Source organism: Flavobacterium sp. KBS0721 (genome assembly GCF_002007065.3).
Taxonomy (GTDB): Bacteria; Bacteroidota; Bacteroidia; order Flavobacteriales; family Flavobacteriaceae; genus Flavobacterium; species Flavobacterium piscis.
Map to the genome: position 1 here is coordinate 3,019,377 of NZ_CP042170.1, position 24,154 is coordinate 3,043,530.

Genomic DNA, 24,154 nt, shown 5'->3' on the forward strand with positions numbered 1-24,154 from the left:
AATAACAATCTTAATTTGGTTTAAATTTGTCATATATCTAGTAGAACATTATCATATGACAAACAAAACATTAGATCTTCACTAACAACAATTTAAACTAGAATTAATTCAGAATTATCATGATCAATTTAAATTGAATAATAATGATCAACGCATTCCGAAACTATCGGTCAAATTATGCTGAAAGTATATGGTCTGAATGACCAATTTTTCCACTAAATGCAAGGCACAATTTTTATTCAATGGTAGTATCGTAGATTTTAATAGTGAAAAGAGTCTTTTTCACAGCCTGACGTTTCGCATCTCACACGCAGTTGGCTGTATTTTGAAGACAATTGCGCGTAGCTAATGTTAGCTTCTTAAATTACCAAAGTTAGAATTTTATCAGGTTTGTAGGGATTTGGGCAAGTTTTGCTGTTAGTGTTTTTGCTGCTGTCGGGTTTTAAAAACACTTCATTTTTTTCAGATATTTGTAAAAGTAATTTATTTAGATTTTATTTCTTTGTTAGTGATTCAAGATAAATTAAAGGCAAACATTTTTACGTTCTGGTTTTACACTTTTTAACTGAAACACTCAGATTTAATTCGCGCATATATCTCAGTACTGTATCAGAAGATAATTGGTAACCAGATCTTTGTAGTTCTGCCGTTATGCGCTTTGATCCATAACGCTTTTGCGATGATATAAATATAGATGCTATTTCTTCCTTGACCATATTTTTCCATTTCTGTCTTTCAGAAACATATTCATTTTTCCATTTGTTGTAGCTTCCTAAGTTTATAGCCAGAATTTTGCACATTATATAACTTGAATAATTTTGTTCATTTTTAGCTATATATTCAAATATAAAAGGTGGTCCTTTTTGAAGGTAATCTGCTGCTCCTTTAATAATTTTAAATTCAGTATCTAATTTTCTAGTTTTTATTTCAAGATCATATATTTTTTTTTCCCGGGCAGTTAATTTTGTTTTTCCTAAAACAGAGAAATTTTCTTCGCCGTTTATAATATAGATTTGTCGCCAGTTCCACAACGTTCTGTATGTTATGTTGAATTCTCGAGCGACATCTTCCAGTTTAACTTTTTCAAAACTTAACTTGACGATTTTGAGTTTGAAATCACGGTTGTAATGTTTTTTAATTGCTTCCATAAATGTAAGTAACCATTTTATTTTTTGACATTAGATATCTGCATTGAACTCTTCAATTGTTTTATATTTAAGTGCTGAATGTCTTCTTTTTTTGTTGTACCAGTTTTCTATATAGTCAAATATCGCCACTCTCATCTCTTTTGGGGTTAATAATGTTTTCTGACTGTATATTAATTCTCTTTTTAATGAATTAAAAAAGCTTTCCGAAACAGCATTATCGATGCTGTTACCTTTTCTGCTCATACTTTGTACACACTTATGCTGGTTAAGGGTACTGGTAAAAAGTTTATTGGCATACTGTGTTCCTCGATCAGAGTGAAAAATTAAGCCCTCTTGGACTTTGCGATTGCTTGTGGCCATATTCCAGGCAGGAAGAATGGTTGTTGTAGTTGAAAGCATAGAGCTAAGGTTCCACCCAACTATTTTCCGGTCATATAAGTCTATTATGACCGTAAGGTATAAAAAACGTTTTTCGATCTGCAGATAGGTGATGTCGGAAACCCAAACCTTGGAAGGTTTGTTTGTCGTAAACTGCCTGTTAAGTATATTTGGCGAAATAAACAGCGTGTGCTTGGAATCTGTTGTTGCTTTGTATTTCTTTTTGACTTTACGTTTAAGACCAAGCTGCTTCATGAAAAATGTAACCTGGTCTTCTGATATATGCAATCCTTTTTTGCAAAGCTCTCTGGCAATTAAGACACAGCCATGATATTGTCTGGATTCATAAAATACAGAAGTTATTGCATCCTTGAACAGGCTGACCTGTATTTCTCTATTTGAAAGGGGATGTTTCATCCTTAAGTTATACATTGAAGTTGAAACCCCTAAAACCTGACACATTACACCAATGGGGTATTTATTTTTATTCTGATGGATAAAATTATACAGCTCTTGTTTGCTCTGAGGTTTTAATTTAATACCTTCTCTTAGTATCACTAATCTTAATTGCGATTCTGCAAGTTTCTTTTCTGATTCATAAATCTTTGAATCATCGTAATAAATTCTTTTTTTGCCTCGTCCGGGAAAGCTGCCCCCTTTGTATTTCCGATAAAGTGACCTCCATTTAGAAAGCAATTTGGGAGTTATTTCAAGTTCTTTGGCGGTGTTAAGAATATTTTTTCTTTCATAACTCAGCAAAACCGCTTTTTTTTTAAACTCAGGTGAATGACGTCGTTGTATTTCTTCCATCTTATACTATTCCGGTTTAATTGTAACTAAGTTAAATATTAAAAATAAGATAATATCTGCAGTTTGAGATTCAATCCTGTCCACTTATTGAATTAAAAGAAAATAGGTGGTAATAAATTTTTGAATTATGGATAAATATTCTCTGTTGAGCAATTTTCATGTAGATAAATAAAAGCACTTTTTTTGATAAAAGATTATTTCTTTACTTCAAAATTATTTATAGATGACATTTTTTATTACTGAATATAGGTAAGATATATACTAAAAAAACAATATTCGAAACAATCGGTTGCGTTTTGAGATCTGAAACATTAAATATAATTCAATAGAAACGTATAATGGTGTTTTAATTTTAAATAATTGCTGTATGAATCATTAATTAACAAGAATTATGATAATTTATATGTTTTTTTATATTTATAACCTTGTTAAATGTAATATAATATTATATTTGGAATGCTTTGTAAATTAAATATATAATCAAAAATACAGACATTTTTCTTATGAAACTAAGACTTACAATAATGATATTTTGCTATAATTTTTTTTTTGCATTTAGTCAGAACTCAAACACTTTACAAGCACAAAAAAATGATATTGAGAAACTAGCTTCATTATGCAAAGTGTGGGGTTTTTTAAAATACTATCACCCTAACGTTGCTAATGGTACTTATAATTGGGACGACCAATTATTAACAATTATACCCAAAGTTGAAAAAGCTGAAAGTAAAGATGAATTATCTAAAATTTATTTGGATTGGATTAAAAGTTTAGGAGAAGTCAAGCTTTGCAAATCTTGTGATACTGAAACTAAAAAAAAATATTTTGATAAGAACTTTGACCTTTCATGGACTCAGGATAATGATATGTTTTCTGCTGATTTGTCTAAAGTATTAAAGTACATTCAACTGAACAGATTTCAGGGAAAAAATCATTATGTAGCAATGACCAACAGTGGGAATATTGAAGTTAAAAATGAAACTGAATATAAAGACTTTGAATTTCCTGAACAAAATTTAAGATTATTAAGTTTATTCAAATATTGGAATACTGTAGAGTATTTTTTTCCATATAAATATCAAACTGATCAAAATTGGAATGCTGTTTTGAGTGAAATGATTATAAAATTCAAAGAAGCTAAAAATAAAACCGAATATCAATTGGCTCTTTTGGAAACCGTTGTAAAACTTGATGACACTCATGCGACTTTTTATTCTGATAGTATTAATGCTTTTTTTGGAAGGAAGTGTATACCAGCAGCATTTAAAATAATTGATGAGAAAGCAGTTATAACAGAATTTTATGATGATTCTTTATCTATTTTAAATGACTTAAGAATTGGAGATGTCGTAGAAAAAGTTGATGAAAAAAGTATAGGCGATATTCTTAAGGAAAAATTAAAATACATTAGCGGGTCAAATTATAAAACAAAATTAAGAAATGCATATTGGCTAATATTCAACGGTCCAACAGATTCTGTAAAAATATCTTTAAATAGAAATGGAGTTTTACTACAAAAAATGGTCGGGCGCTATCTTTTCAAAGATTTTAAACAAAAAAGAAAAGTTGAGCAAAAATATAAAATATTAGAAGGAAATATTGGATATGTTAATATGTCTTATTTGCATATGAAAGATGTGGAAAAAATGATGTTGGAAATGGAATCGACCAATGCAATTATTTTAGATTATAGGGAATTTTTGAATTTTACGCCATATGTTATTGCAAGAAGATTGATACAAGCAAGGAAAGAGTTCGTAAAATTTATTGAACCAGACCTGTCATATCCTGGAAGATTTACCTGGAAAATGGATCTAATTGATCCTATGAAAAATAAATATTATGGAGGCAAAGTCATTGTACTGGTAAACGAAGAAACACAGAGTTCTTCAGAATATGCGACAATGTTATTACAGGTTGCTGATAAAGTAAAAACCATAGGAAGTCAAACTGCCGGAGCAGATGGTAATGTCTCTCAAATTGAGTTTTTAGGTTTTAAATCAAAAATGAGTGGTTTAGGTGTCTTTTATCCTGATGAAACTGAGACACAACGAAAAGGAGTTAAGATAGATATAGAAGTTCTTCCGACAATCAAAGCAATTCAGGAAGGTAAAGATGAGGTTTTAGAAAAGGCGTTAGAATATATAAAAAAGTGAAATAATATTAATCCTTAAATATAATAACTATGAAATTAAACAAAATGAAAATTTCAAGCTTGACAAAAGCTCAGGCAAAAGCAATTCAAGGGGGCTATACTGATAGTACCAAACATAATTTTACTTGTGGATGGTGTACATCTAATGATAACACTTACCAATCAAATTGTGAAACAAAAAACAATGGTCAGAATACTTGCTATCATTGTGCCCCTAGATAACTTAATGATATTTAATAGTGAATTTTTGATTATTAAAAAGTAATGAGGTATTTAACCTCATTATTTTTTTTAAAAAATTAAAACAACAAATTAATTTAAATGAAGAATGAAATATTAATCAAAATCGACGCAATTAATAATTATATTGATGAAAACATAAAAAGCAATAAAGATATATCTCTATGCAATGGTATTGGCTCTTTTCCCATTTTTTATTATTTACAGTTTAAACTAAGCAACGATAAACAATTTATAAATAAAATTCATGATTTAATTTTTCGGATCATCCAAATTATTAATGAATCAGAAATAACTTTATCGTATTGTAATGGAATAATAGGGGTTGCACATGTATTTAATTATTTAAAAAAACAAAATATTTTAAATCATGAAACCTTAGTTGATATTGAAGATGCTCTTTTTACCATTGATGAAAATGTAGTTGATTATTCTATTTCTCAAACAGAAACTATTGAGGATATTGATTTTTTACATGGAGCTTTTGGAGCCGCTCTCTATTTAATTGAAAGAGTAGAGGATAACTCAAATGTTATATTTAAAGATAAAGTTGTTCAATTGTTCGAAATACTTTCCAATATTGTTTTAGAGGATATACAAAATACAAAAAGCGTTAGTGATTTAATAGATTTTAACGAACATACTCACACGACAAACTGCGGCTTGGCACATGGTCACATTTCTTATATAATTATTTTTTCAAAATTTCTTAAAAAATTTCCTCAAAATATATTAATTCGAGAGGTGTTGGAAAAAAGTGTTAGTACTGTCTTAGAATTTGAAAGTAATGATAAAAGCAAATTTTCTCAGTTTCCAAGTATTGCGGTGAACAAATTAAATGCAAATTATAGTACTAATCTTGGATGGTGTTATGGAGATCAGACAATTTCATTGGGTCTGCATACTGCTTCTGATGTTTTAAATGATAATTTTTTAAAGGCAAAAGCACTTGATCTTGCATATAAAAATTTAGAAAGAAATTCTATTGGAAAAATTTTTTCAAACTCAGATAAATTTGATGCCTGTTTTTGTCATGGACTTTCCAGTGTAGCATATATTCATAAAAAGTGGTACTTGATTTCTAAAAATAAAGATTTTTATAAAGAATATGAAAAATTAATTTCAGATGTTTTGAACTTTGGAGAAAATAAAAAGGGCATTGCGGGATATCAAAAATATTTGGGGGACGGAACGTATATTAATTCAATAGGACTTTTAGACGGGGCAATTGGAATTGGGATGGTTCTTATAGATTATTTACTTGAATTTGAAGATTGTGGCTGGGATAATTTTTTTCTATTAGATGTAAATAATTAATTAATATGATTTAGAATGACAAACGAAAACACTTATTGTCCATTTCCAAATTTTGTTGTTAGGGCTCCATTGTTATCTTTTAGTTTTTTTGAAAAATTGACATCAAAACAAAATATTTCTGATGATGAATTGAAAGAGCTATTTAATAAAGCAGAAATAAAAGAGGCTATTTTTTTAGCAACTCCTATTTTGTTTTATGAATTACAAAAATGGTTAGATAATAAAATTGAGGATAATAATAAAATTGATAGACTAAAATACTCTTTACTAAAATATATTTCCAGAATGTCATCCAGATGTACCCCTTTCGGTTTGTTTGCAGGATGTGCTGTTGGAGAATTGGGTTTTACTACAAGCATTATATTAGATGATATCTCTACTCATTCAAGACATACCAGACTTGATATGAATTATCTTGTGGGACTATCACAAAATCTTGTTAAACAGGAAAATATAAAAAATCAAATTTTATTTTTTCCAAATACAAGCATTTATAAATCCGGAAATCAATTACGCTATGTTGAGTATGAATATGTAGATAGTGTTAGGCATCATCATGTAATGGCAGTTGAAGATTCAATTTATCTTCAAAAAATTTTAAAGGCTTCAAAAAGAGGAATGTTAATGAAAGATATCATTGATTTGCTTGTAAATGATGATAATTCTTTAAATGAGGTAACGGAGTTTATTGAAGATTTGATATTGAGCCAGATTTTAATTAGTGAATTAGAACCATCAGCTTCTGGTCCTGAATTTTTAGACCATATTAAAAGTGTTTTAATCAAACTTGAAGGCACACAAGAGCAATTAGAGATAATTAATTATATTGAGAATGAATTAATTGCGTTAGATGGTAATATTGGTAACAATGCTAATGATTATATTCAAATAAGTAATGCGGTTAAAAAATTAGGAACTGATTTTGATATTAAATATCTTTTTCAAACAGATGTTATTTTAAAAACAAAATCAAATGTACTTAGTCACTCTGTTGTTGATTCAGTCAGAAAGGGTATGTCTATTTTAAATAAGATTACCTTACCTCCAAAAGAAAGTTTTTTGAGCAACTTTAAAGAAGCATTTTATGAACGATTTGAAGATAGGGAAGTCCGGTTATCAAAAGTTTTAGATGTAGAAATAGGAATTGGTTATATTCAGAATCAGGACTTTTTAGACAATAATCCATTAATAGATGATATCATCTTTTCAGGGAGAGATTTGAAATCATTTACAGATATAAAATGGTCACAAACATATTCTATATTTTATAAAAAATTTTTAAAATCTATTTCAGATAATAGTTTTAATATAGTTCTTACAGATAAAGATTTTGAAGGGCTGGAGGAAAACTGGGAGGACTTACCAGACACTATATCTACTATGGTAGAATTGGTAATAATAGACGGTGAGGAAAAAGTTTTAATTATGGATGCAGGGAATTCAAGTTCCGCAAATCTTTTTGGTCGTTTCTGTCATGGTGATAGTATTCTTAATGAATATACCCAGAGAATAACAGATTTGGAAAAAAGAATGAATAAGACAAAAATTCTTGCTGAAATAAACCATTTACCAGAATCAAGATTAGGCAATGTTTTGCTAAGACCAGTGCTTAGGGATTTTGAAATTCCATATTTGGCAAAGTCAAATTTGAGTATTGAAAATCAATTAAATATAGAGGATTTGTATATTTCTATAAAAAATCAAAAACATATTTATTTACGCTCAGCTACTTACGATAAAGAGGTTCTTCCTTACCTCTCAAATTCTCATAATTACTCATCAAATTCTTTACCTATTTATCACTTTTTATGTGATATGCAGACCCAAAATAAAAGGGCAGGCATTGGTATAGATTTAGGTCCATTTGTTAATGATTATGATTTTATCCCTCGAATAGAATATAAAAACTTGATTTTTTCTCCAGCAATTTGGAATTTGAGAAATTCAGACATAGCTCCATTTCTTAATTTAAATGAAGATGATTTAACTTTTATGGATAAAATTAAATTATTTAAAAAAAATAAAAAAATTCCTAAATACATAATGTTTATTGAATCTGACAACCAATTATTGGTCAATACAGATAATTTATTATCTGTAAAAATGTTTTTGCAACTTGTGAAAAATAAACAGAATTTCAAAATAAGGGAATTTTTGTTTTGCGAAAAAGGAATTGTTAGGAGTTCAGATAATCAAGAATATTATGCCAATCAGATTGTATTATCATTTTACAACAGTTCTAAATTAAAAAATGAATAAAATGCAGAGAAATTTCATTATTGGAGATAATTGGGTTTATTATAAAATTTACACAGGAAAAAAGACAGCAGATACTATTTTGATTGAAATTATTAATCCTATTGCAACTCTTTTAATTGAAGAAAAAGTTATAGACAAATGGTTTTTTATAAGATACGGAGATCCGGAACATCACTTAAGGATTCGTTTTCATTGTCTTGATAAAAACAATATAGGAGGTGTAATGAATAAATTTCTCCCTCGTTTTACTGAATTACTGAATGAAGATATAATATGGAAAATACAGTCAGATACTTATAAAAGGGAATTGGAACGTTATGGGGAAAATACAATGGAATTTTCAGAAACTTTGTTTTTTCATGATAGCCTTTTAACAGTTAGTATACTCGATATTATAGGAAGTGAAGATGAAGAATTGAGATGGTTATTTGCTTTAAAAACGGTTGATAACCTTTTAAATAACTTTGGATATTCATTAGATAAAAAACTTAATCTATTTGAACAACTTAAAAATGGATTTGGTCAGGAATTCGGAATTGATAAAAATGTAAATAAGCAAATAGATTTAAAATATAGAAATTACAGATACCAAATAGACTCGCTTCTTAATTTAAATAATAATTCAAAATCTGAGTTTTTTAAAATAATTGAAATTTTAGATCATTTTAATACTAATATTCGACCTGTTGTTGATAAAATATTAGACTATAATAATTCTAATTTATTAATGCCCGATCTAAATAATCTTTTAATCAGTTATATCCATATGTCAATGGTTCGGTTATTTAAATCAAAAAACAGGTTGCACGAATTGGTAATTTATGATTTTTTATATAGATATTATAAATCTTCGACAGCAAGAAAGGCTTATTTGAAACAACAGAATAGTTAAATAAACAAGATTATAAATTATATATGCAAAGTATCGCGTTAGTCAATTGTTATTTAGGGCCGTTTCCTTGGTATTTTCCTTTTTTTATTAAATCCTGTGCTGCTAATCCAACTATTGATTTTTTTATTTTTTCTGATACTAATTTTGATAAAGTTATACCTGAGAATGTTAAAATTATCCCTTTTACATTAGAACAATTTAATAAAATAGCCACCCTGAAATTGGGTTTTGAAGTAAATGTAAAAACTCCGTATAAACTATGTGAATTTAAGCCTGCTTTTGGGGCTTTGTTTTCAGAATACCTGGAAACCTACGATTTCTGGGGAATTACCGATCTTGATGTAGTTTATGGAAGAATCCGGGAATTTATGAATGAGGAAACCCTTGCTTATTATGATGTTATCTGTGTTAGAAATGATTATATAACAGCATGTTGTATGCTTTTTAAAAATACGGAATATATAAATACTTTATTCGAAAAAAGTAAAGATTATAAGAAGGTTTTTACTACTGCAAGATATTTTGGGTTTGATGAAACTAATTTTGAACAGGTTACTATTATTGAAAAGCAAGATATTTTTAAATTGGAATGCGAAATTGAAACAATGCAACATGTTGTTTTAAAAGAAGAAGAAACTGGAAATTTGAGAATCCATTTTGATTTACTCGGTTGTGATGGGAATCCTGGGAAAATGAAATGGGACAATGGTGTATTTTCTTATAATGATCAATTTGAAATTTTACTTTATCATTTTCAAAATTATAAAAATAACCTTTTTTCAAAAAACGATTTAATTTGGGATGAAATTCCAGACAGGTTCTATATTGATAAATATAGTTATAGGATGACTAATTCTATATGGAGTAATTTGCATTTTTTTTATACTGATTTTATAAAACCATTGTGGTGGAACTGGAAAAAAAAGGGAGATAAGATTTTGTCTTTATATTTTTTCAAAAATAAATTCACAATGTTAGAAGAAGGAGAGTACCACTATATTTTGAGTAAGAATAATATAATTATAAGTAAAGGAAAAAATGGCGCTAATTATCTTAAGTCTAAAAATTCAAAAGAGTATGAATTATATCATTCTATATTTTTTAAAAACTTTTTTTTTGTAAAAGGGATAAATTCCATTTTTGAATATAAATCAAACGAAAAAAAAAATATAAAATCATTCAGAGTTATCAATTATAATGGTTTGGGAATTTCCTATAATAAATTAGAATTAGATGAATATTGAACATTCTATTGCTTTGCTTACATGTTGGTACGGTAAGTATCCGTGGTATTTTCCTTATTTTATAAAATCATGTAGTTATAATCCAACTATAGATTTTATAATTATTACTGATAACACGGAGCCAATCCCCTATAAACCTTCCAATGTTATTATAATTTACAAGACTTTGCATGAATTAAAGGCTGAAGCCTCTGCAAAATTAGGATTTGATCTCAATTTTACTGAACCATACAAATTATGTGACCTGAAACCGGCATTTGGATTTTTTTTTGAAAAAATACTTGAAAAATATCATTTTTGGGGACATGGTGATATTGATATGGTTTATGGCAATATCAGGGAGTTCATAAGTTCAGATGTTTTAAATGAGTATGATATCATCAATGCAAGTAAAAATTTTATTACAGGTACCTTTTGCCTGTATCGTAATAATGATTTCATTAAAACACTGTTTATGGAAAGTCGGGATTATAAAAAAGTTTTTACCGAATCCAATTACTTAGGTTTTGATGAATGCTCTTTTTTGTTTTATGAATTACATAAACCAGGTGTAACAATCTTTGACTTTCCTGAACATTTACAAAGTATGACTTATATAGTTCGTGCCGCGGAAGCAGAAGGCAGACTGAAACCTCTTTTTGAATTTTATTTATTTCAAATGATGACAAATAGAATCAGATGGGATAATGGGGCAATTATTTATGCCAATAAAATGGAATGTCTTTTTTATGATTTGATTAAATATAAAAAATTTTGCAAACAAAAAACAACAAGTTATCCCATACCAGATGTTTTTTATTTTAATAAAAGAGGGGTAAATAAAAACAGTTTTTTAAAATTATTTTTCCTGAGAATTGCTGCAAAATTGAACTCTTAATACTAGTACTAACTTTTTAGTAAAACAAATAAAATTGACTAAATTCCCTAATTATATACAGACAGAAAGTAAAGATTGCGGGCCAACCTGTCTTAAAATTATTGCAAAATTTTACGGAAAAATTCTTAAAATTCAGGATTTGCGTGATTACACGGAAACCAATAGATATGGTAGTAATTTATTAATGTTAGGCGATGCAGCTGAAAAAATAGGATTTAGAAGTATTAGTGCAAAAGTCGATTTAAACAAATTGCAGGAGATACCATTACCTTGTATTTTGCACTGGAATAAAAAACATTATGTTGTTCTTTATAATATTAGTTCGAAATTAAGCATTCAAAATAAAAAAAGTCGAATATATTCTATTTCAGATCCTGCTATAGGTCTTATTGAGTATTCGCAAGAAGAATTCCTGAAATTTTGGATTGGTAATAATGCCAATGAAATGACAGAGGAAGGAATTGTTTTATTATTGGAACCAACGGTTAAATTTCACCAATCAGAGTTTGATAAGGAGGAAGGAAAAACTTTAGGTTTTGGCTTACTTTTTAATTATCTTTTTGCTTATAAATCTTTTATTATTCAATTGATTATTGGATTGGCAGCCGGGAGTATCCTACAACTTATATTTCCCTTTCTTACTCAAAGTATTGTAGATGTTGGTGTTAATACAGGCAATGTTCAATTTATTTACATGATTCTTTTTGCACAATTGTTTTTGTTTTTTGCAAGAACAGCTTTAGATCTTATCAGAAGTTGGATTATGTTGCATCTTTCGGCAAGAATTAAAATTTCTTTAATTTCTGATTTTTTTATTAAATTAATGAATTTACCTATTTCCTTTTTTGATGTTCGTTTGACAGGAGATATTATGCAACGTATTAATGATCATCATCGTATTGAGCGAATAATGACTACATCCTCCCTAAATGTTTTGTTTTCGATTATTAATATGATAATTATGGGGGGGGTACTGGCTTATTATAATTTACAAATATTTGTTGTCTTCTTTGTTGGTAGCTTTCTTTATTTCTTATGGGTAATATTGTTTCTTAAAAAAAGAGAAAAACTGGATTACAAACGTTTTTCTGCAGTATCACAAGAGCAAAGTAAAGTGATAGAACTAATTAATGGAATGCAGGAAATAAAATTACATAATGCTGAAAGACAAAAAAGATGGGGGTGGGAGCATCTTCAAGCCCGATTATTTAACGTTTCAATGAAAGGATTAGTATTAGAACAAACACAAAGCATTGGATCTAATTTTATTAATGAACTAAAAAACATAATTATTATTTTTTTATCAGCAAAATTAGTCATTGATGGGAAGATTACATTAGGTATGATGCTTGCGATAAGTAGCATCGTTGGAGGACTGAATGGTCCGGTATCTCAGCTTATAGCATTCATTCGTGAATTACAGGATGCTAAAATATCTTTAGCAAGGCTTTCAGAAATTCATGAAAAAGAAGATGAAATTCAGCAAAATGAAACTCAGGTACATGAAATTCCTGTTGATAATGATATAGTAATACAAAATTTATCATATCGTTATATTGGATCAGATGTGAATGTTTTGGAGGATTTAAATCTTATAATTCCTGCGCGTAAAATTACTGCGATTGTAGGTACGAGTGGAAGTGGAAAAACTACTTTAATGAAGTTGTTGCTAAGGTTTTACAAACCAAATAGCGGATCAATTTTAATAGGAGATACTGATTTGGAAATCATAAATCAAAAATCATGGAGAAATCATTTGGGTTCGGTAATGCAGGAAGGATTTATTTTTAACGATACAATTGCAAATAATATTGCTATTGGAGTAGAAAATGTTGATAAAAAACGATTAATTTATGCTGCTGATGTAGCTAATATAATTGATTATATTTCAGGATTACCTTTGGGGTATAATACGAAAATTGGTACCGAAGGAGTGGGCATGAGTACAGGTCAAAAACAACGTTTGTTAATTGCAAGGGCAGTTTATAAAAATCCTGAGATGTTGTTTTTTGATGAAGCAACATCAGCATTAGATGCTAACAATGAAAAAGAAATAATGCGAAAACTGGATATTTTCTTCAAAAATAAAACCGTAGTAGTAATTGCTCATCGACTCAGCACGGTTATAAATGCTGATCAGATTGTGGTAATTGAAAAAGGCAAAATAATTGAAATAGGAAATCACGAGGATCTAGTGAAATTAAAGGGAAGTTATTATGAATTGGTTAAAAATCAGTTGGAATTAGGTAAATAAAACATGCAAGAAATTAACAATTTAAATCTTCGTAGCGAGGAAGTTCAGGATATACTTACGCGAGTTCCCCATTGGATTATTCGTTGTGGAACCATGGTGGTTGCTGTAGTGATATTATTATTGTTTTTTTCTAGCTGGTTTATAAAATATCCTGATGTTATTAATACTCAAATAACTATTACTACAAATATTCCACCTGAAAAATTAGTAGCAAAGACCTCTGGGAGAATTGAGGCTATTTTAGTTAAAAACAAAACAAAAATTATTGCCGGAACACCTTTGGCGATAATTGAAAATACGGCAAATTATAAGGATGTATTTCAACTTTCTAAAGTGATTTCACAATTGCAATCAGAAAAATCTTTAAAAAAATTCCCGTTTTCGATTTTTAAAAATGCTCAATTTGGTGATATTGAAACTTTTTTTGCAGTATTTCAAAAAGAAAGTATTTCTAATAATCTAAATGCTGAGTTGCACCCTTTTGCGATCGAAACGCAATCTCAGCGTTACGAAGCTATACAACTTAGAGAGAGACTAGAATTGTTGGAGTCACAAAAAGACATCAGCCAAAATGAACTTTCATTGCAAAAAAATGACTTAAAACGATATGAAAGCTTATTTAAAAAAGGAATAATAGCAGATCAGGAATTTGAACAACATAAATTAACCTGTCTTCAAGTTGAAAAAAATTATAAAAACACGTTAAGTACTATTTCGTCATTAAAATCTTCATTAAATGAACTTTCTAAAAACACGAAAACCAATCAAATAAATGAAAATAAAGAAATTGTTAATTTAGAACGTAACGTGATTCATGCATTTTACCAATTAAAAAAGGCTATCAAGGATTGGGAATTGAATTATGTCTTTCGTTCTTCGATAGACGGTAAGGTTAGTTTTCTTCAAGTTTGGGCAGCAAACCAAACAGTAAATTCTGGAGATGATGTGTTTGCTATTATTCCTGATCAGGAAAATGGATACATAGGAAAAATAAAAGCACCTGCGCTCAATTCAGGAAAAATAAGAATGGGACAACAGGTAAATATTAGACTTGTTAACTATCCCGATAAAGAGTTTGGAATATTAAAAGGTTCAGTTCGTACTATTTCATTAGTTCCTGATAAAGACGGCAATTTGTTGATCGATATTTTGTTGCCAAAAGCGTTAGAAACTTCATATAACAAGCAGATTATTTTTCAACAAGAAATGACGGGAACAGCAGAAATTGTTACTGAAGATTTACGATTAATTGAGCGCCTTCTATATCAATTTAGGAGCATATTTAAGAATGCTTAATTGAAAAAAATTATATTAATTATTGCTGTGATTTATTAGCTTTTAAATTAATCTTCCGTATAATAGTCAACAGGTTTGTACTTTTCTATATTTCCATAAACCATTTCATGTATGTCATTATCAATTAAAAATTTTGCAAAACCGTTAAAATGCAAATGACAAGGGAATGTTTTAGTTAAGTTATTTTTTAATCTCGTTCCGCTAATAGTAAAATTGGCATTGAACCACTCTTTTTTATGATCATAATATAAAGAATAGTCGATATCATTACCGTTATTTTGTAAACCTGGAAAATACTCTTCAGCTACTTCGGTAAAAAAGACACAAAAAATTTCACAATTTAGATCTAATGCAATTTTGTCGGTATTTTTAAAATATCTTTTAGCCCATAAATACTGATTGCTTCTTGGAAATTTTTCTAAATCAAAATCATTGTCTTCAAGAAGTTCTTTTATGTCCTTTGCTATACCAACAAAACCGCCACTATTTAGATATTTATATGGTGTTTTACTATCTGTTTGCGGATATTCAGATGCCATATTTGCATCAGGCCAACATCCCAATTCTGCAGAAAAAACAATTTTTTTATTAAAAGAATAATATTTAGAAAGTATTTCATCTTCGGATGCAGAAAATACAGCATCAGTGCCATCTGTAAAAAAAATAATTTCATTTAGATCAGTGTTTTTGTCAGATAGATAATCAAGTAAAAGATAATCTTTAATTCTTCTTGTACTAAAATCATTGTTTGCAACCAGTGTTATTAATTTTAATCCATTTACAAAGCATGAAAGCTTTAATAAATTAAAATTTATATCGTGAATGTCATTTATTACTGTTATAACTTTCATTTTTTATTAATATATAATTTTCATTAATAATCGGATTATAATGTATTCAGATCTAAATATACTGTTAAATTTCGTATCATAATGTTTGCATAATGAAAAAAAATTGTGAACCTATTGGCAATACTGTAAATTATCAGGATAAAGATGAGTCTTATATAGGTTATAAACCAACATCAGTTGCAGATACAAAAGCCAATGGATTGTACAGCACAGATAAAAATGCAAAAATTCGTCCTGCTGCTTTTGGGGTGACATTAGCATGGAAACTTAAATAAATTCATTTTTTTTAAATTATAAAAGGCCTTGACTTCCAATCAAGACCTTTCTAGCGATTATAAGATATAATGTTTCCAAAAGTTTATTAAATTCAGGTTCTGTCGCATCTAGATACGTTGTAACTTTGCCCTTTTTTAAATTTTCAATCTTCTAAATACTCAACTGCATATTTTACCCAGTCGCCCACATTGGCATCCATGTAAATATCTGGCTGGATGCCAATGTTGTCAATAGGGTAGTCGGACACTCGCGATACACGATAGGTAGGTAAGAAAACCTGATAACCAGAACAAGCTAGATCAACCAAATATGCATTTCCATAATCAAGAGCGCCATAACTAGGTTTGCCTAAAATTTTTACTTTATAACTTTGTTTGGCAATAAATAAAAAATATTCTGCTGAGCTTCCGGTAAGGCCATTGGCTAAGATAACAATACGCTTAGGGCTATTGGGAACCACATTTATCGTCTGAATTTGCTCATCAGGTGAATTTGTTTCACTTAGGGATACAAAATTCCCTAAATTTTCTTTAAGTTTTTTTATACTATTATCTATTGCTTCTGTTGATGAATTTTTGTCTAATGTTTTTTTATAGGCTTCAAGATTGTTGATATAGGTTTGAGTAGCAAGAAATTCTGTTCTCGTATGCTTAATCTGTTTTCCAGAAATATACGGTAATAGTTTTGGGTAGGCATCTGTGGTACCGCCAGGATTTCCTCTAAGATCAATAATGAGGTTTTCACTTTCTAACAATAATTTGTTGTTTTCTATCAAAGTATCAATCATTTGTAAATGTTGATATTCAAAACTAGGTAATTTTAAAAGTGCAGTCTTGGGTGTAATTTTTTTAAAATAAAAGCTATTCATTTCGTCTAGCTTTGCATCTATTTGCGCTTTGCTTAGGGCGGGGGCTGGCACATTTTTTACCATTACTACACTTACATCTTCCAAATGAATGATAGAGTCATCTAATATTTCGTAGCTACCCGTTTTGATAGTACGATCCAATAGCGCAAATACAAACTTACCATTAAGAAATAGTCTAAACTTTATATCCTTAGGTTTCCATTGTTCATATTTCGACTTAATAATAAATCCAGTGTATTCATTTGAGTTGGTCTTTTTTACTCCGAATGTGTACATTTCATTTGAATAGATACCCTCCAATTTATCTTTACTGTCTTTGATTGTTTTTTCGAACATTGCAATGTCGATGTTTATGGCAGGAGGTTGTTCATTTTTGGAAGCTGGATTTGAAAACGCAACACCATTGGCACCCACCCATAAATGTGGATCTTTAAAAAAGTTAGTGTATGATTTTAGAACACCGGGACAGTCAGTATTTGTTGTTTCCTTCGCTTGCTTGAGGATATTGTTCTTAAATTTTTCGTATAGAAATTTGTCTTCTGTTTTGTCGGCAAAGCCAGGATATTCTTTTTCTATCTTAACAATTAAATTTTCGAGAGCCTGATTACAATTACAATTTTGTTGCTGTGCAAAAAGGGAATTAGTGAATAAAAGTAAGAGGCTATAAATAGTGATTTTCATAAAAACAATTTTACAATTAAGATTGCAAAAGTATTTGAAACCTCGATCAATAAATTGTAAGAATGTAAACCACTATATTAAAAGCCAAACAATTTCTTTCGCTGTATTTACATTTTGGAAGAATGAATTGGGCTTATTATTTGTAAACTGTTTAAAATCTTTTATAAAATGAGATTGGTCGTAAAATGAGTTGCCGTGAGCTAATTCTGTTAAATTCTTGGTTTTTCGCTGATTATTAATTGAATTTCTAAACCTATGAATTTTCCGATACTCTGTAGGTGATTTTCCAATACTTTTAAAAAATAATTTATGTAAATATTGCCTTGAAAAATTGTACTTCTTCGCAATATCGTCAATTCGTAAATCGTTTTCTACGTCTGTCAAAATACTTTCCATTATGGATTGCTGCCTATTTAATAGTTTAGACAGCCAATAGGTTTCCAACGCTTCAATCTGTTCCGTTTTATTTTTAAGTAGAAGTATTTCTTTCATTTTAAAGGTAAAATCAGCAAATGGAATGAAGTCGGATGCGCTTTTGTTTTTAAAAATCATTTCTGTATTTTTACTAAACTGACTAATGCCCAAAGGCTTAAAGTAAATAGTTATTTCATTAACAGGCTTTTCATACAAAACTACTATTGGTTTTGTGTAACTGGCAACATAGTTTACCACAATGTTATCTTGTGCACTTGGTTTTACAATCAATTTACATTTTTCAATTATAATTTCAGTATTTTGGCTAATGGAAAGGATAAAAAAATTATTGGGGAAAGTCCAATAATTCAATGGGGTTGCATTTTCATTTTGGGAAATAAAATAATCGCCCTCAATGTATTTTTGTAAGGTTTTGTTTGTCGGTACAAAAAAATCAAGTTCCATAAAGCTTTGTTGGATGTTTGTTTTGCAGCTCACGTCAGTCTGTGAAAAACTTCCGTTTTATTGTAAACAAATATAGGGAAGTATTATTTTTAAAACAGGATTTTTCGTAATGTAGAAAACCGGCGGTTCTGTCGATTAAAAGCAATAACAAATAAAGGGGATTGGAACGAAAAATTTGTTAGAGATTAAATACGACATTTAAAATAATATAAAGTTTCCTTTAATGTACAAGCAACAGGGTAATCTAAAATAACTAGCCTCATAATCAATTTGTGCTAATGTAGTTAAGGTTCGAATACCCCTTCAAACTATAAAAATAAAACCTCAGTAAATACTGGGGTTTTAATAATGTGTGGGCTCTCAGAAATCACAGTCGAACACCTTGCGCCTATTTTGACTCTATGTAATGAAATTTAAAAGTGCTTAAAATATTTATTTAAAGTGTATTACGAAGTGTTTTTGTTGTGCACAGATAGAATTAAAATACAATTTTAGCAAACTAAAATTAAAACCATAGCCTATGGACAGGCTGTGTTATCTTGAAGTAATTAAAATTCCATTCAACCGGCGTTTTACTTTCGGCAGCTGTCATGATAAACAATACAATTATTATTTTTTCATTTGAGATGTTGCATTTCGGGATTAGCAGATTTCTATTTTTCCAAACTGTATATTTTTTCAAGTGCCTTATCGGCAAAACCCGCAGTGTTGTAAAAACCATCGTAAAATGCGGCCCTGTCTTTTGGATAATGCATGTCATGTTTTACAGGAATTCCAATCCCTTCATAACTTTTACCCTTGCTGTCGGAATAAACCTCATTCGACAGGCTGAATTCCCAGCCGTTGGGCAATTCTTTCCATAGCAATTCTGAGAATATCCCAGCGGTGGGCGAACCAATGCGGATAATTTCTGGATAGCTTAACGTGCCCAGCGCAAATATCTCGGCGGCACTGGCCGTATTATGACCGGTCAAAAGGTATACTTTTTTGCGGTAGGGATTTTTGGCCGGCAACAAATTGTAGTGCTGGCCTGCTGAAAAACCACGTTTGGTTTTTGCTTTCACCGAAAGTATGTCTTTTTGTTCTGTAACAAAGTAGCCCAGCAATTTCAAGGCGACTGTCTCATAGCCGCCACCGTTGAAACGCAAGTCGATGACTATAGCTTCCGTACTCTTAAAATCTTCTATGATGATCTTCATAATACTATCAACTCCCCGCAATTCATCTTCAAATATGGCCAGCGGTGTTTTTGTATCACTGATAGCCTCATATTTCTTCCTGAAATCTTTAGAATCCTGATCTAACTTTGGGACATAATCCGCAAAATTATTCATGTCCGTCACTGAAATGTAGCCGGTTTTGCCGTTCTTCAAAAATCCCCATTGAAGAACGCCTCCATTGTAAGTTTTGACATTGTCAACATAGGCGTTCTGAAGATCAGAAATTACTTCCTGCTTGGACTTTACGGGTTTTGAGATAGCAACATTCGTTTTTGTAATCAATGCCTGTGGGATTTCAAGACGGATGTGCCCATCGTTGATCTTTCTAACAATTTCTCGCAGCAACAAAGCAAATTCCTGCTCAGTCTTAAGTTTCCTGACTTTTGGCAGATAATCACTATAGACCTGTTGCCAGTTGACATTCCTTTCCCTGAAAAAAGCGTAGTTGTCGCTGAAGGTGAGCCAGAATACTTGGAAGTTTTTTTCAATTGAGGTGTTTTTTTCGGCCGATTTCTGACAAATGGAGGGAAGGGCATCCACGCGGTTAAAATTATAGTTAACAATCCCGCCCGGGTTCAAAACCAGTTGATTGTCCGTTTCGGAAACAACAGAAAACCTGTCGGTGATGTTTCCCTCGACTAGCGCTTTGCAGGACACATTATCGAGGTTATAGTAGGAGTAGTTTGAGTCTTTTATTGCAAGGGCGCGGCCATAGCCTTCCTGCAGCCAAAAGCTGTTTGGGATTTTATTTCTTTGTTGGGCGGTGCCGGCGATTCCCGCGAGCAATGTGCATAAAGCCAGAATTTTTTTTAAGTATACCATGGATTGATTTTTGATGATTGATTATTTTATCTTTGTGATTATAATGCTCTTCCAGTCTCAGCTTCATTTCCGCCGCTTTTCTCATTTGCCTTAACTTTGCCGCCGCCAAACTTATAAGTAAGGGAAATGACAAGTCTTCGGAGGTCGTTGTAATTCCGGTACTCCTGCCGGATGTTATTGGTGTATCCGACAATTCGCGGCGTATTGGTCCTCAATATATCAGATCCGTTAATTCCGAGTTGCAGTTTCTTATTGAAAAGACTGCACTTGAAACCGATGTCAAGCTGGTGGAAATTACTCAGGCTGTACTGCGTAATCGATGCCGGGAATTGATACCAGTAGTTGAGTTCTGCAAATATCGTTTTTGAGGCGTTCAGCGTAAAGGAGTTGTTGGTGGAGGCAAACGCGCTGAATCCTTTGGTTTCGCCTTGAAGCACCTTTAATCTGATATTGGAATAATTATAATAGGCACTAAGCTGGTTGTCGCTTTCCCATATTTCAGAAACTCTAAAGGAATGATTCTCGGAAATGCCAACGGTATAAAAGGTAGCATAATTTTCGTAGACATAAGCCTGCATTGCGTTCTCGGGAGAAACATAGGTGACGCGTTCATACCAATTGGATGTTTTGGACGCGTAAAGCTTGCTGATCCATATGCTCTTGTAGGTATGGGTGATCTCGATATTGTCTATGGATTCGGGTTTCAGGAAAGGATTCCCAGAGCGGTAAGAAGACAAGTTAAGATACCACCTGAAAGGATTGAGGGCTTCATATGACGGGCGGTTGATCCTCCTGTTGTAATTGAGCGCTATGTTTTGATTATCGTTGATGCTATAACTTATAAAAGCCGAAGGAAAAAGTGACTGATAGTATTTTTTGTTACTTTGGCCAAGCGAAATGGAAATGCCTTCGGTAGCAGTGGTTTCAAAACGTAAACCCGCCTTGAATTCCCATTTGCCAAATTTTTTATACGCGGTGGCATACAAGGCATAAATATTTTCCTTATACCGAAAGCGGTCGCTTTGCAAGGTATCAGCGCTGAGGTTTCGAAAGCCTATATTATTCTGGTTGTTTATAAAACTTCCCTTGCCGCCGATTTCAAGTTTGGCCCAGCTGTAAGGAAGTTCGGCATCAACATTGCCCGTAAATATTTTAATATCCTGCTTTCCCCAATTATCTGCCTCTGTCCGGGCCGTTTCGACAGGTATGCCTTCAGTAGAATAGTTTTCCCCTAAACTATTGAAAGACCGTTCCCGTGAGCTGTGATAGGCGAAATAGTCGCTGCCAATACTTAGTTTTTTACCTAAAGTATCGAGCTTTATGGCATAATAGGCACCCAGATTATTGTAATTGACGGTGCTTTCCGTCGCGCCTTTGGTAAATTGTGAACCGTTCAGCACCGCAGTTTCCGGGTTGAAATAAGTCACGCCGATATGATCTCTAGCATCCGGAGCCGACTTGTTACCTGAATACTGTAAACCGATACTGGCCTTATCGTTCAGCTCATAATCAACGGTGAGCCTTCCTCCAAAGAATTTATTATAAGCACGCGTTGTTTCCTCTGATGTCCGAAAGTTATTCGGATAAAAAATTTTTTCAGCAACTGTCTCTTTTACTGAACCAGTACCAGCACTTAAAGTTCCGGAAAGGGAGATTTTCTTCTTTTTATAATTAATTCCAGTGCCGAGATTGGCAGAAGAATAAGATGCCTGGGAATAAGAAGTGGAAACATTTCCGCTAAAATCTTCTTTGTTGTTTTTCTTCAGCTGGATGTTGATCAGCCCGCTGTTGCCCTGCGCGTCATATTTCGAGGGAGGATTGGTGATGACCTCAATACTTAAAATATCTTCTGACCTTACTGTCTGGAGATAATTCATCAGGTCTTCACCAGTTAGCACCAACAACCTGTCATTGACCATCATACGTACTTTTCCTTTTCCCACAAGATTAATGGTATTGTCTGATACCTGTAAGCCTGGTGTTTTTCTGATCACCTGCAGGCCATCGTTCCCCATAGCAGAAATGCTTTGCGCAACATTAAATACATAGCGATCGATCTTTTGCTCTAGAATAGCTTTCTTTTGGTTGATGATCACTTCCTTAAGGCCAATTGTTTCTTCTTCCAGTACAAGAATTCCAAGAGGCAGGTTTCCCGATACGTTACAATTGAACTGTTGCGTTTTAAAACCGTGGTGTGAGACTGTTAAAACGTAATCGCCCGGAGTGGTGTCAAAAGTAAACATTCCGCTACTATTTGTAGCGGACGTAAGCGCCTTATCGTCAGTATGACCTATTATTTTCACATTAACCCCTGAAAGGGCAGATCCGCCTGGATCAAACACGCTTCCCGAAATTTGGTATTGGCCATAAGTAACCATCGGAAGTAAAAGAAAAAAGAATAATCTGGACAGTCGTTTCATATATGATTTGCAAGTAGTACATTCATGTTTTATAAAGACATAAAAAATTAGAAGATGTTACTATAAAATTTAAAACAATCGATTGGATCTGTGATTTAATGTTCCAATTCCTTTTTACATTTAACTATTGGTATCCATTTTCTATACGACAAGCTTCTCCATATCCATTCAAATAAGCCAAAATGATACTTCTTCAGCCACCACCTGCTAAAAAACATTTGAAAAATATAGACTATAACCCCTGCAATAAAATACCAGTGCCATGACCATTCCGGTCTGATGTTGATAAACAAAATGAACAAAATTATATTTTGTAAGATGTAATTCGTCAGGGTCATTTTGCCCGTTTCTTTCATAAGTTCGAAAACACCCTTAAAATATCCGGAATAGTATAGACAACAAACAGCAGAACTTGAAAAAACCATAATGCTCAATACCTGCGGGTAGTATAAATTGTAATAATCTTCAAACAGCCAATCGTTGTTTTCAACAGCTATTTGAAAGAAAAAGATTGCAATGGAAATCATGAAACTAAACAGGACCGTTTTTTTGACGGATTTTAGGAATTTAGACTGTAACACCTCAAAAGAATTACTTCTCTGAAGTGCCATTCCCAGTAAAAAGCAGCCCAATTGAACCAGATGCAATATCACAGAATAGCTCGGGCGCAGCATCCATTTATACCGCATTAATAAATTGGCCTTTATACTGTCTAAAGTAGTATGGCGATCGTATAATTCATAAAAAGCGTCGCGATACTTCGGGGTAAACAGCAATTGGTGGTTTGCTAACAGTGCCTGTAATGCAGGCGTTAGCAATAAAATCAATACTGCTAAAACAAATAGTGATTTTGTATTAAAATTGTAAAAAAGAAGCAGGATTAAACCCATCAGGGCATAGTCATTTAAAATATCGCCTCCAAAAAATATACTGTTGATGAATCCTAATACAAATAGCCAGAACATGCGTCTTACGAAAAATACACATTGATTTCCTCCACTTTGCCTAACCCCTTTGAGTAAATAAGAAAATCCATAACCAAATAAAATGGCAAGTAATGTCCAGCCTTTAGATTCAAAGACAGTTTCGGCTGTTGATTCTAATGCCGCCGAAAGAGAGCTTGAACCAAAATTGTCAGCGTGGTTATTCCAGCTATGAATGGTCGAATAATTCATTACAGCAACACTAAACAAAGCCCAGCCCCTTAGGATGTCTATAATGGGTATACGGTGATTTTGCGATATTGGGCTATTTGCTTTCAATGCGG

General features: G+C 31.5%; 17 protein-coding genes. 9 read left to right on the forward strand and 8 right to left on the reverse strand.

Translation table 11 applies throughout. From position 1 onward, the window contains the following. Window positions 1-539: 539 nt before the first annotated feature. Window positions 540-1,148 carry an IS3 family transposase gene (locus B0M43_RS13135; RefSeq protein ID WP_078008978.1) on the reverse strand — a complete coding sequence of 203 codons (609 nt, stop codon included), beginning with the start codon at window positions 1,146-1,148 and terminating at the stop codon, window positions 540-542. A 30-nt stretch (window positions 1,149-1,178) separates the two neighbouring features. Continuing rightward, a complete protein-coding gene (locus tag B0M43_RS13140; protein WP_078008977.1) occupies window positions 1,179-2,336 on the reverse strand; it encodes an IS3 family transposase in 1,158 nt (385 codons plus the stop codon). A gap of 503 nt (window positions 2,337-2,839) precedes the next feature. Between B0M43_RS13140 and B0M43_RS13145 the strand changes: the two genes are divergently transcribed. The 8 genes from B0M43_RS13145 to B0M43_RS13185 all read left to right on the forward strand — a co-directional run bounded on the left by B0M43_RS13145 (window position 2,840) and on the right by B0M43_RS13185 (window position 14,870). After that, the gene (locus B0M43_RS13145) at window positions 2,840-4,492 is read left to right on the forward strand and encodes a S41 family peptidase (RefSeq protein WP_078008976.1); all 1,653 of its coding nucleotides are present in this window, start codon (window positions 2,840-2,842) and stop codon (window positions 4,490-4,492) included. 320 nt (window positions 4,493-4,812) lie between these two features. Beyond that, window positions 4,813-6,048 (forward strand): lanthionine synthetase LanC family protein, encoded by a 1,236-nt coding sequence (locus tag B0M43_RS13155; protein ID WP_078008975.1) that lies wholly within the window; start codon window positions 4,813-4,815, stop codon window positions 6,046-6,048. 15 nt (window positions 6,049-6,063) lie between these two features. Then, a complete protein-coding gene (locus tag B0M43_RS13160; protein WP_078008974.1) occupies window positions 6,064-8,307 on the forward strand; it encodes a lantibiotic dehydratase family protein in 2,244 nt (747 codons plus the stop codon). A gap of 1 nt (window position 8,308) precedes the next feature. Then, on the forward strand, window positions 8,309-9,199 hold the full coding sequence (locus B0M43_RS13165; RefSeq protein ID WP_168199939.1) for a thiopeptide-type bacteriocin biosynthesis protein: 891 nt from the start codon (window positions 8,309-8,311) through the stop codon (window positions 9,197-9,199). Window positions 9,200-9,222: 23 nt separating this feature from the next. Beyond that, the gene (locus tag B0M43_RS13170; protein WP_078008972.1) at window positions 9,223-10,443 is read left to right on the forward strand and encodes a DUF6625 family protein; all 1,221 of its coding nucleotides are present in this window, start codon (window positions 9,223-9,225) and stop codon (window positions 10,441-10,443) included. Continuing rightward, on the forward strand, window positions 10,433-11,320 hold the full coding sequence (locus B0M43_RS13175; protein ID WP_123921869.1) for a DUF6625 family protein: 888 nt from the start codon (window positions 10,433-10,435) through the stop codon (window positions 11,318-11,320). Before B0M43_RS13170 ends, B0M43_RS13175 begins: the two co-directional genes overlap by 11 nt. 34 nt (window positions 11,321-11,354) lie before the next feature. After that, window positions 11,355-13,574 carry a peptidase domain-containing ABC transporter gene (locus tag B0M43_RS13180; protein ID WP_078008971.1) on the forward strand — a complete coding sequence of 740 codons (2,220 nt, stop codon included), beginning with the start codon at window positions 11,355-11,357 and terminating at the stop codon, window positions 13,572-13,574. A 3-nt stretch (window positions 13,575-13,577) separates the two neighbouring features. Continuing rightward, the gene (locus B0M43_RS13185; RefSeq protein ID WP_078008970.1) at window positions 13,578-14,870 is read left to right on the forward strand and encodes an HlyD family secretion protein; all 1,293 of its coding nucleotides are present in this window, start codon (window positions 13,578-13,580) and stop codon (window positions 14,868-14,870) included. Window positions 14,871-14,917: 47 nt separating this feature from the next. Here the strand turns inward: B0M43_RS13185 and B0M43_RS13190 are convergent, their stop codons facing one another. Beyond that, complete coding sequence (locus tag B0M43_RS13190; protein WP_078008969.1) at window positions 14,918-15,721, reverse strand: glycosyltransferase domain-containing protein; 804 nt, start codon at window positions 15,719-15,721, stop codon at window positions 14,918-14,920. A 92-nt stretch (window positions 15,722-15,813) separates the two neighbouring features. Here B0M43_RS13190 and B0M43_RS13195 point away from each other — a divergent pair, with 92 nt between their 5' ends. After that, complete coding sequence (locus tag B0M43_RS13195) at window positions 15,814-15,996, forward strand: hypothetical protein (protein ID WP_078008968.1); 183 nt, start codon at window positions 15,814-15,816, stop codon at window positions 15,994-15,996. Window positions 15,997-16,139: 143 nt separating this feature from the next. On the opposite strand, the gene B0M43_RS13200 is transcribed toward B0M43_RS13195, so the two are convergent. The 5 genes from B0M43_RS13200 to B0M43_RS13220 form a co-directional block, all read right to left on the reverse strand. Then, complete coding sequence (locus B0M43_RS13200; RefSeq protein ID WP_078008967.1) at window positions 16,140-17,546, reverse strand: S41 family peptidase; 1,407 nt, start codon at window positions 17,544-17,546, stop codon at window positions 16,140-16,142. A 72-nt stretch (window positions 17,547-17,618) separates the two neighbouring features. Then, window positions 17,619-18,425 (reverse strand): AraC family transcriptional regulator, encoded by an 807-nt coding sequence (locus B0M43_RS13205; RefSeq protein ID WP_078008966.1) that lies wholly within the window; start codon window positions 18,423-18,425, stop codon window positions 17,619-17,621. A gap of 653 nt (window positions 18,426-19,078) precedes the next feature. Continuing rightward, on the reverse strand, window positions 19,079-20,467 hold the full coding sequence (locus B0M43_RS13210) for a S41 family peptidase (protein ID WP_078008965.1): 1,389 nt from the start codon (window positions 20,465-20,467) through the stop codon (window positions 19,079-19,081). Window positions 20,468-20,505: 38 nt separating this feature from the next. Continuing rightward, the gene (locus B0M43_RS13215; protein WP_078008964.1) at window positions 20,506-22,887 is read right to left on the reverse strand and encodes an outer membrane beta-barrel protein; all 2,382 of its coding nucleotides are present in this window, start codon (window positions 22,885-22,887) and stop codon (window positions 20,506-20,508) included. Window positions 22,888-22,982: 95 nt separating this feature from the next. Then, window positions 22,983-24,149 carry a DUF418 domain-containing protein gene (locus tag B0M43_RS13220; protein WP_123921868.1) on the reverse strand — a complete coding sequence of 389 codons (1,167 nt, stop codon included), beginning with the start codon at window positions 24,147-24,149 and terminating at the stop codon, window positions 22,983-22,985. Between the last annotated feature and the right edge of the window lie 5 nt (window positions 24,150-24,154).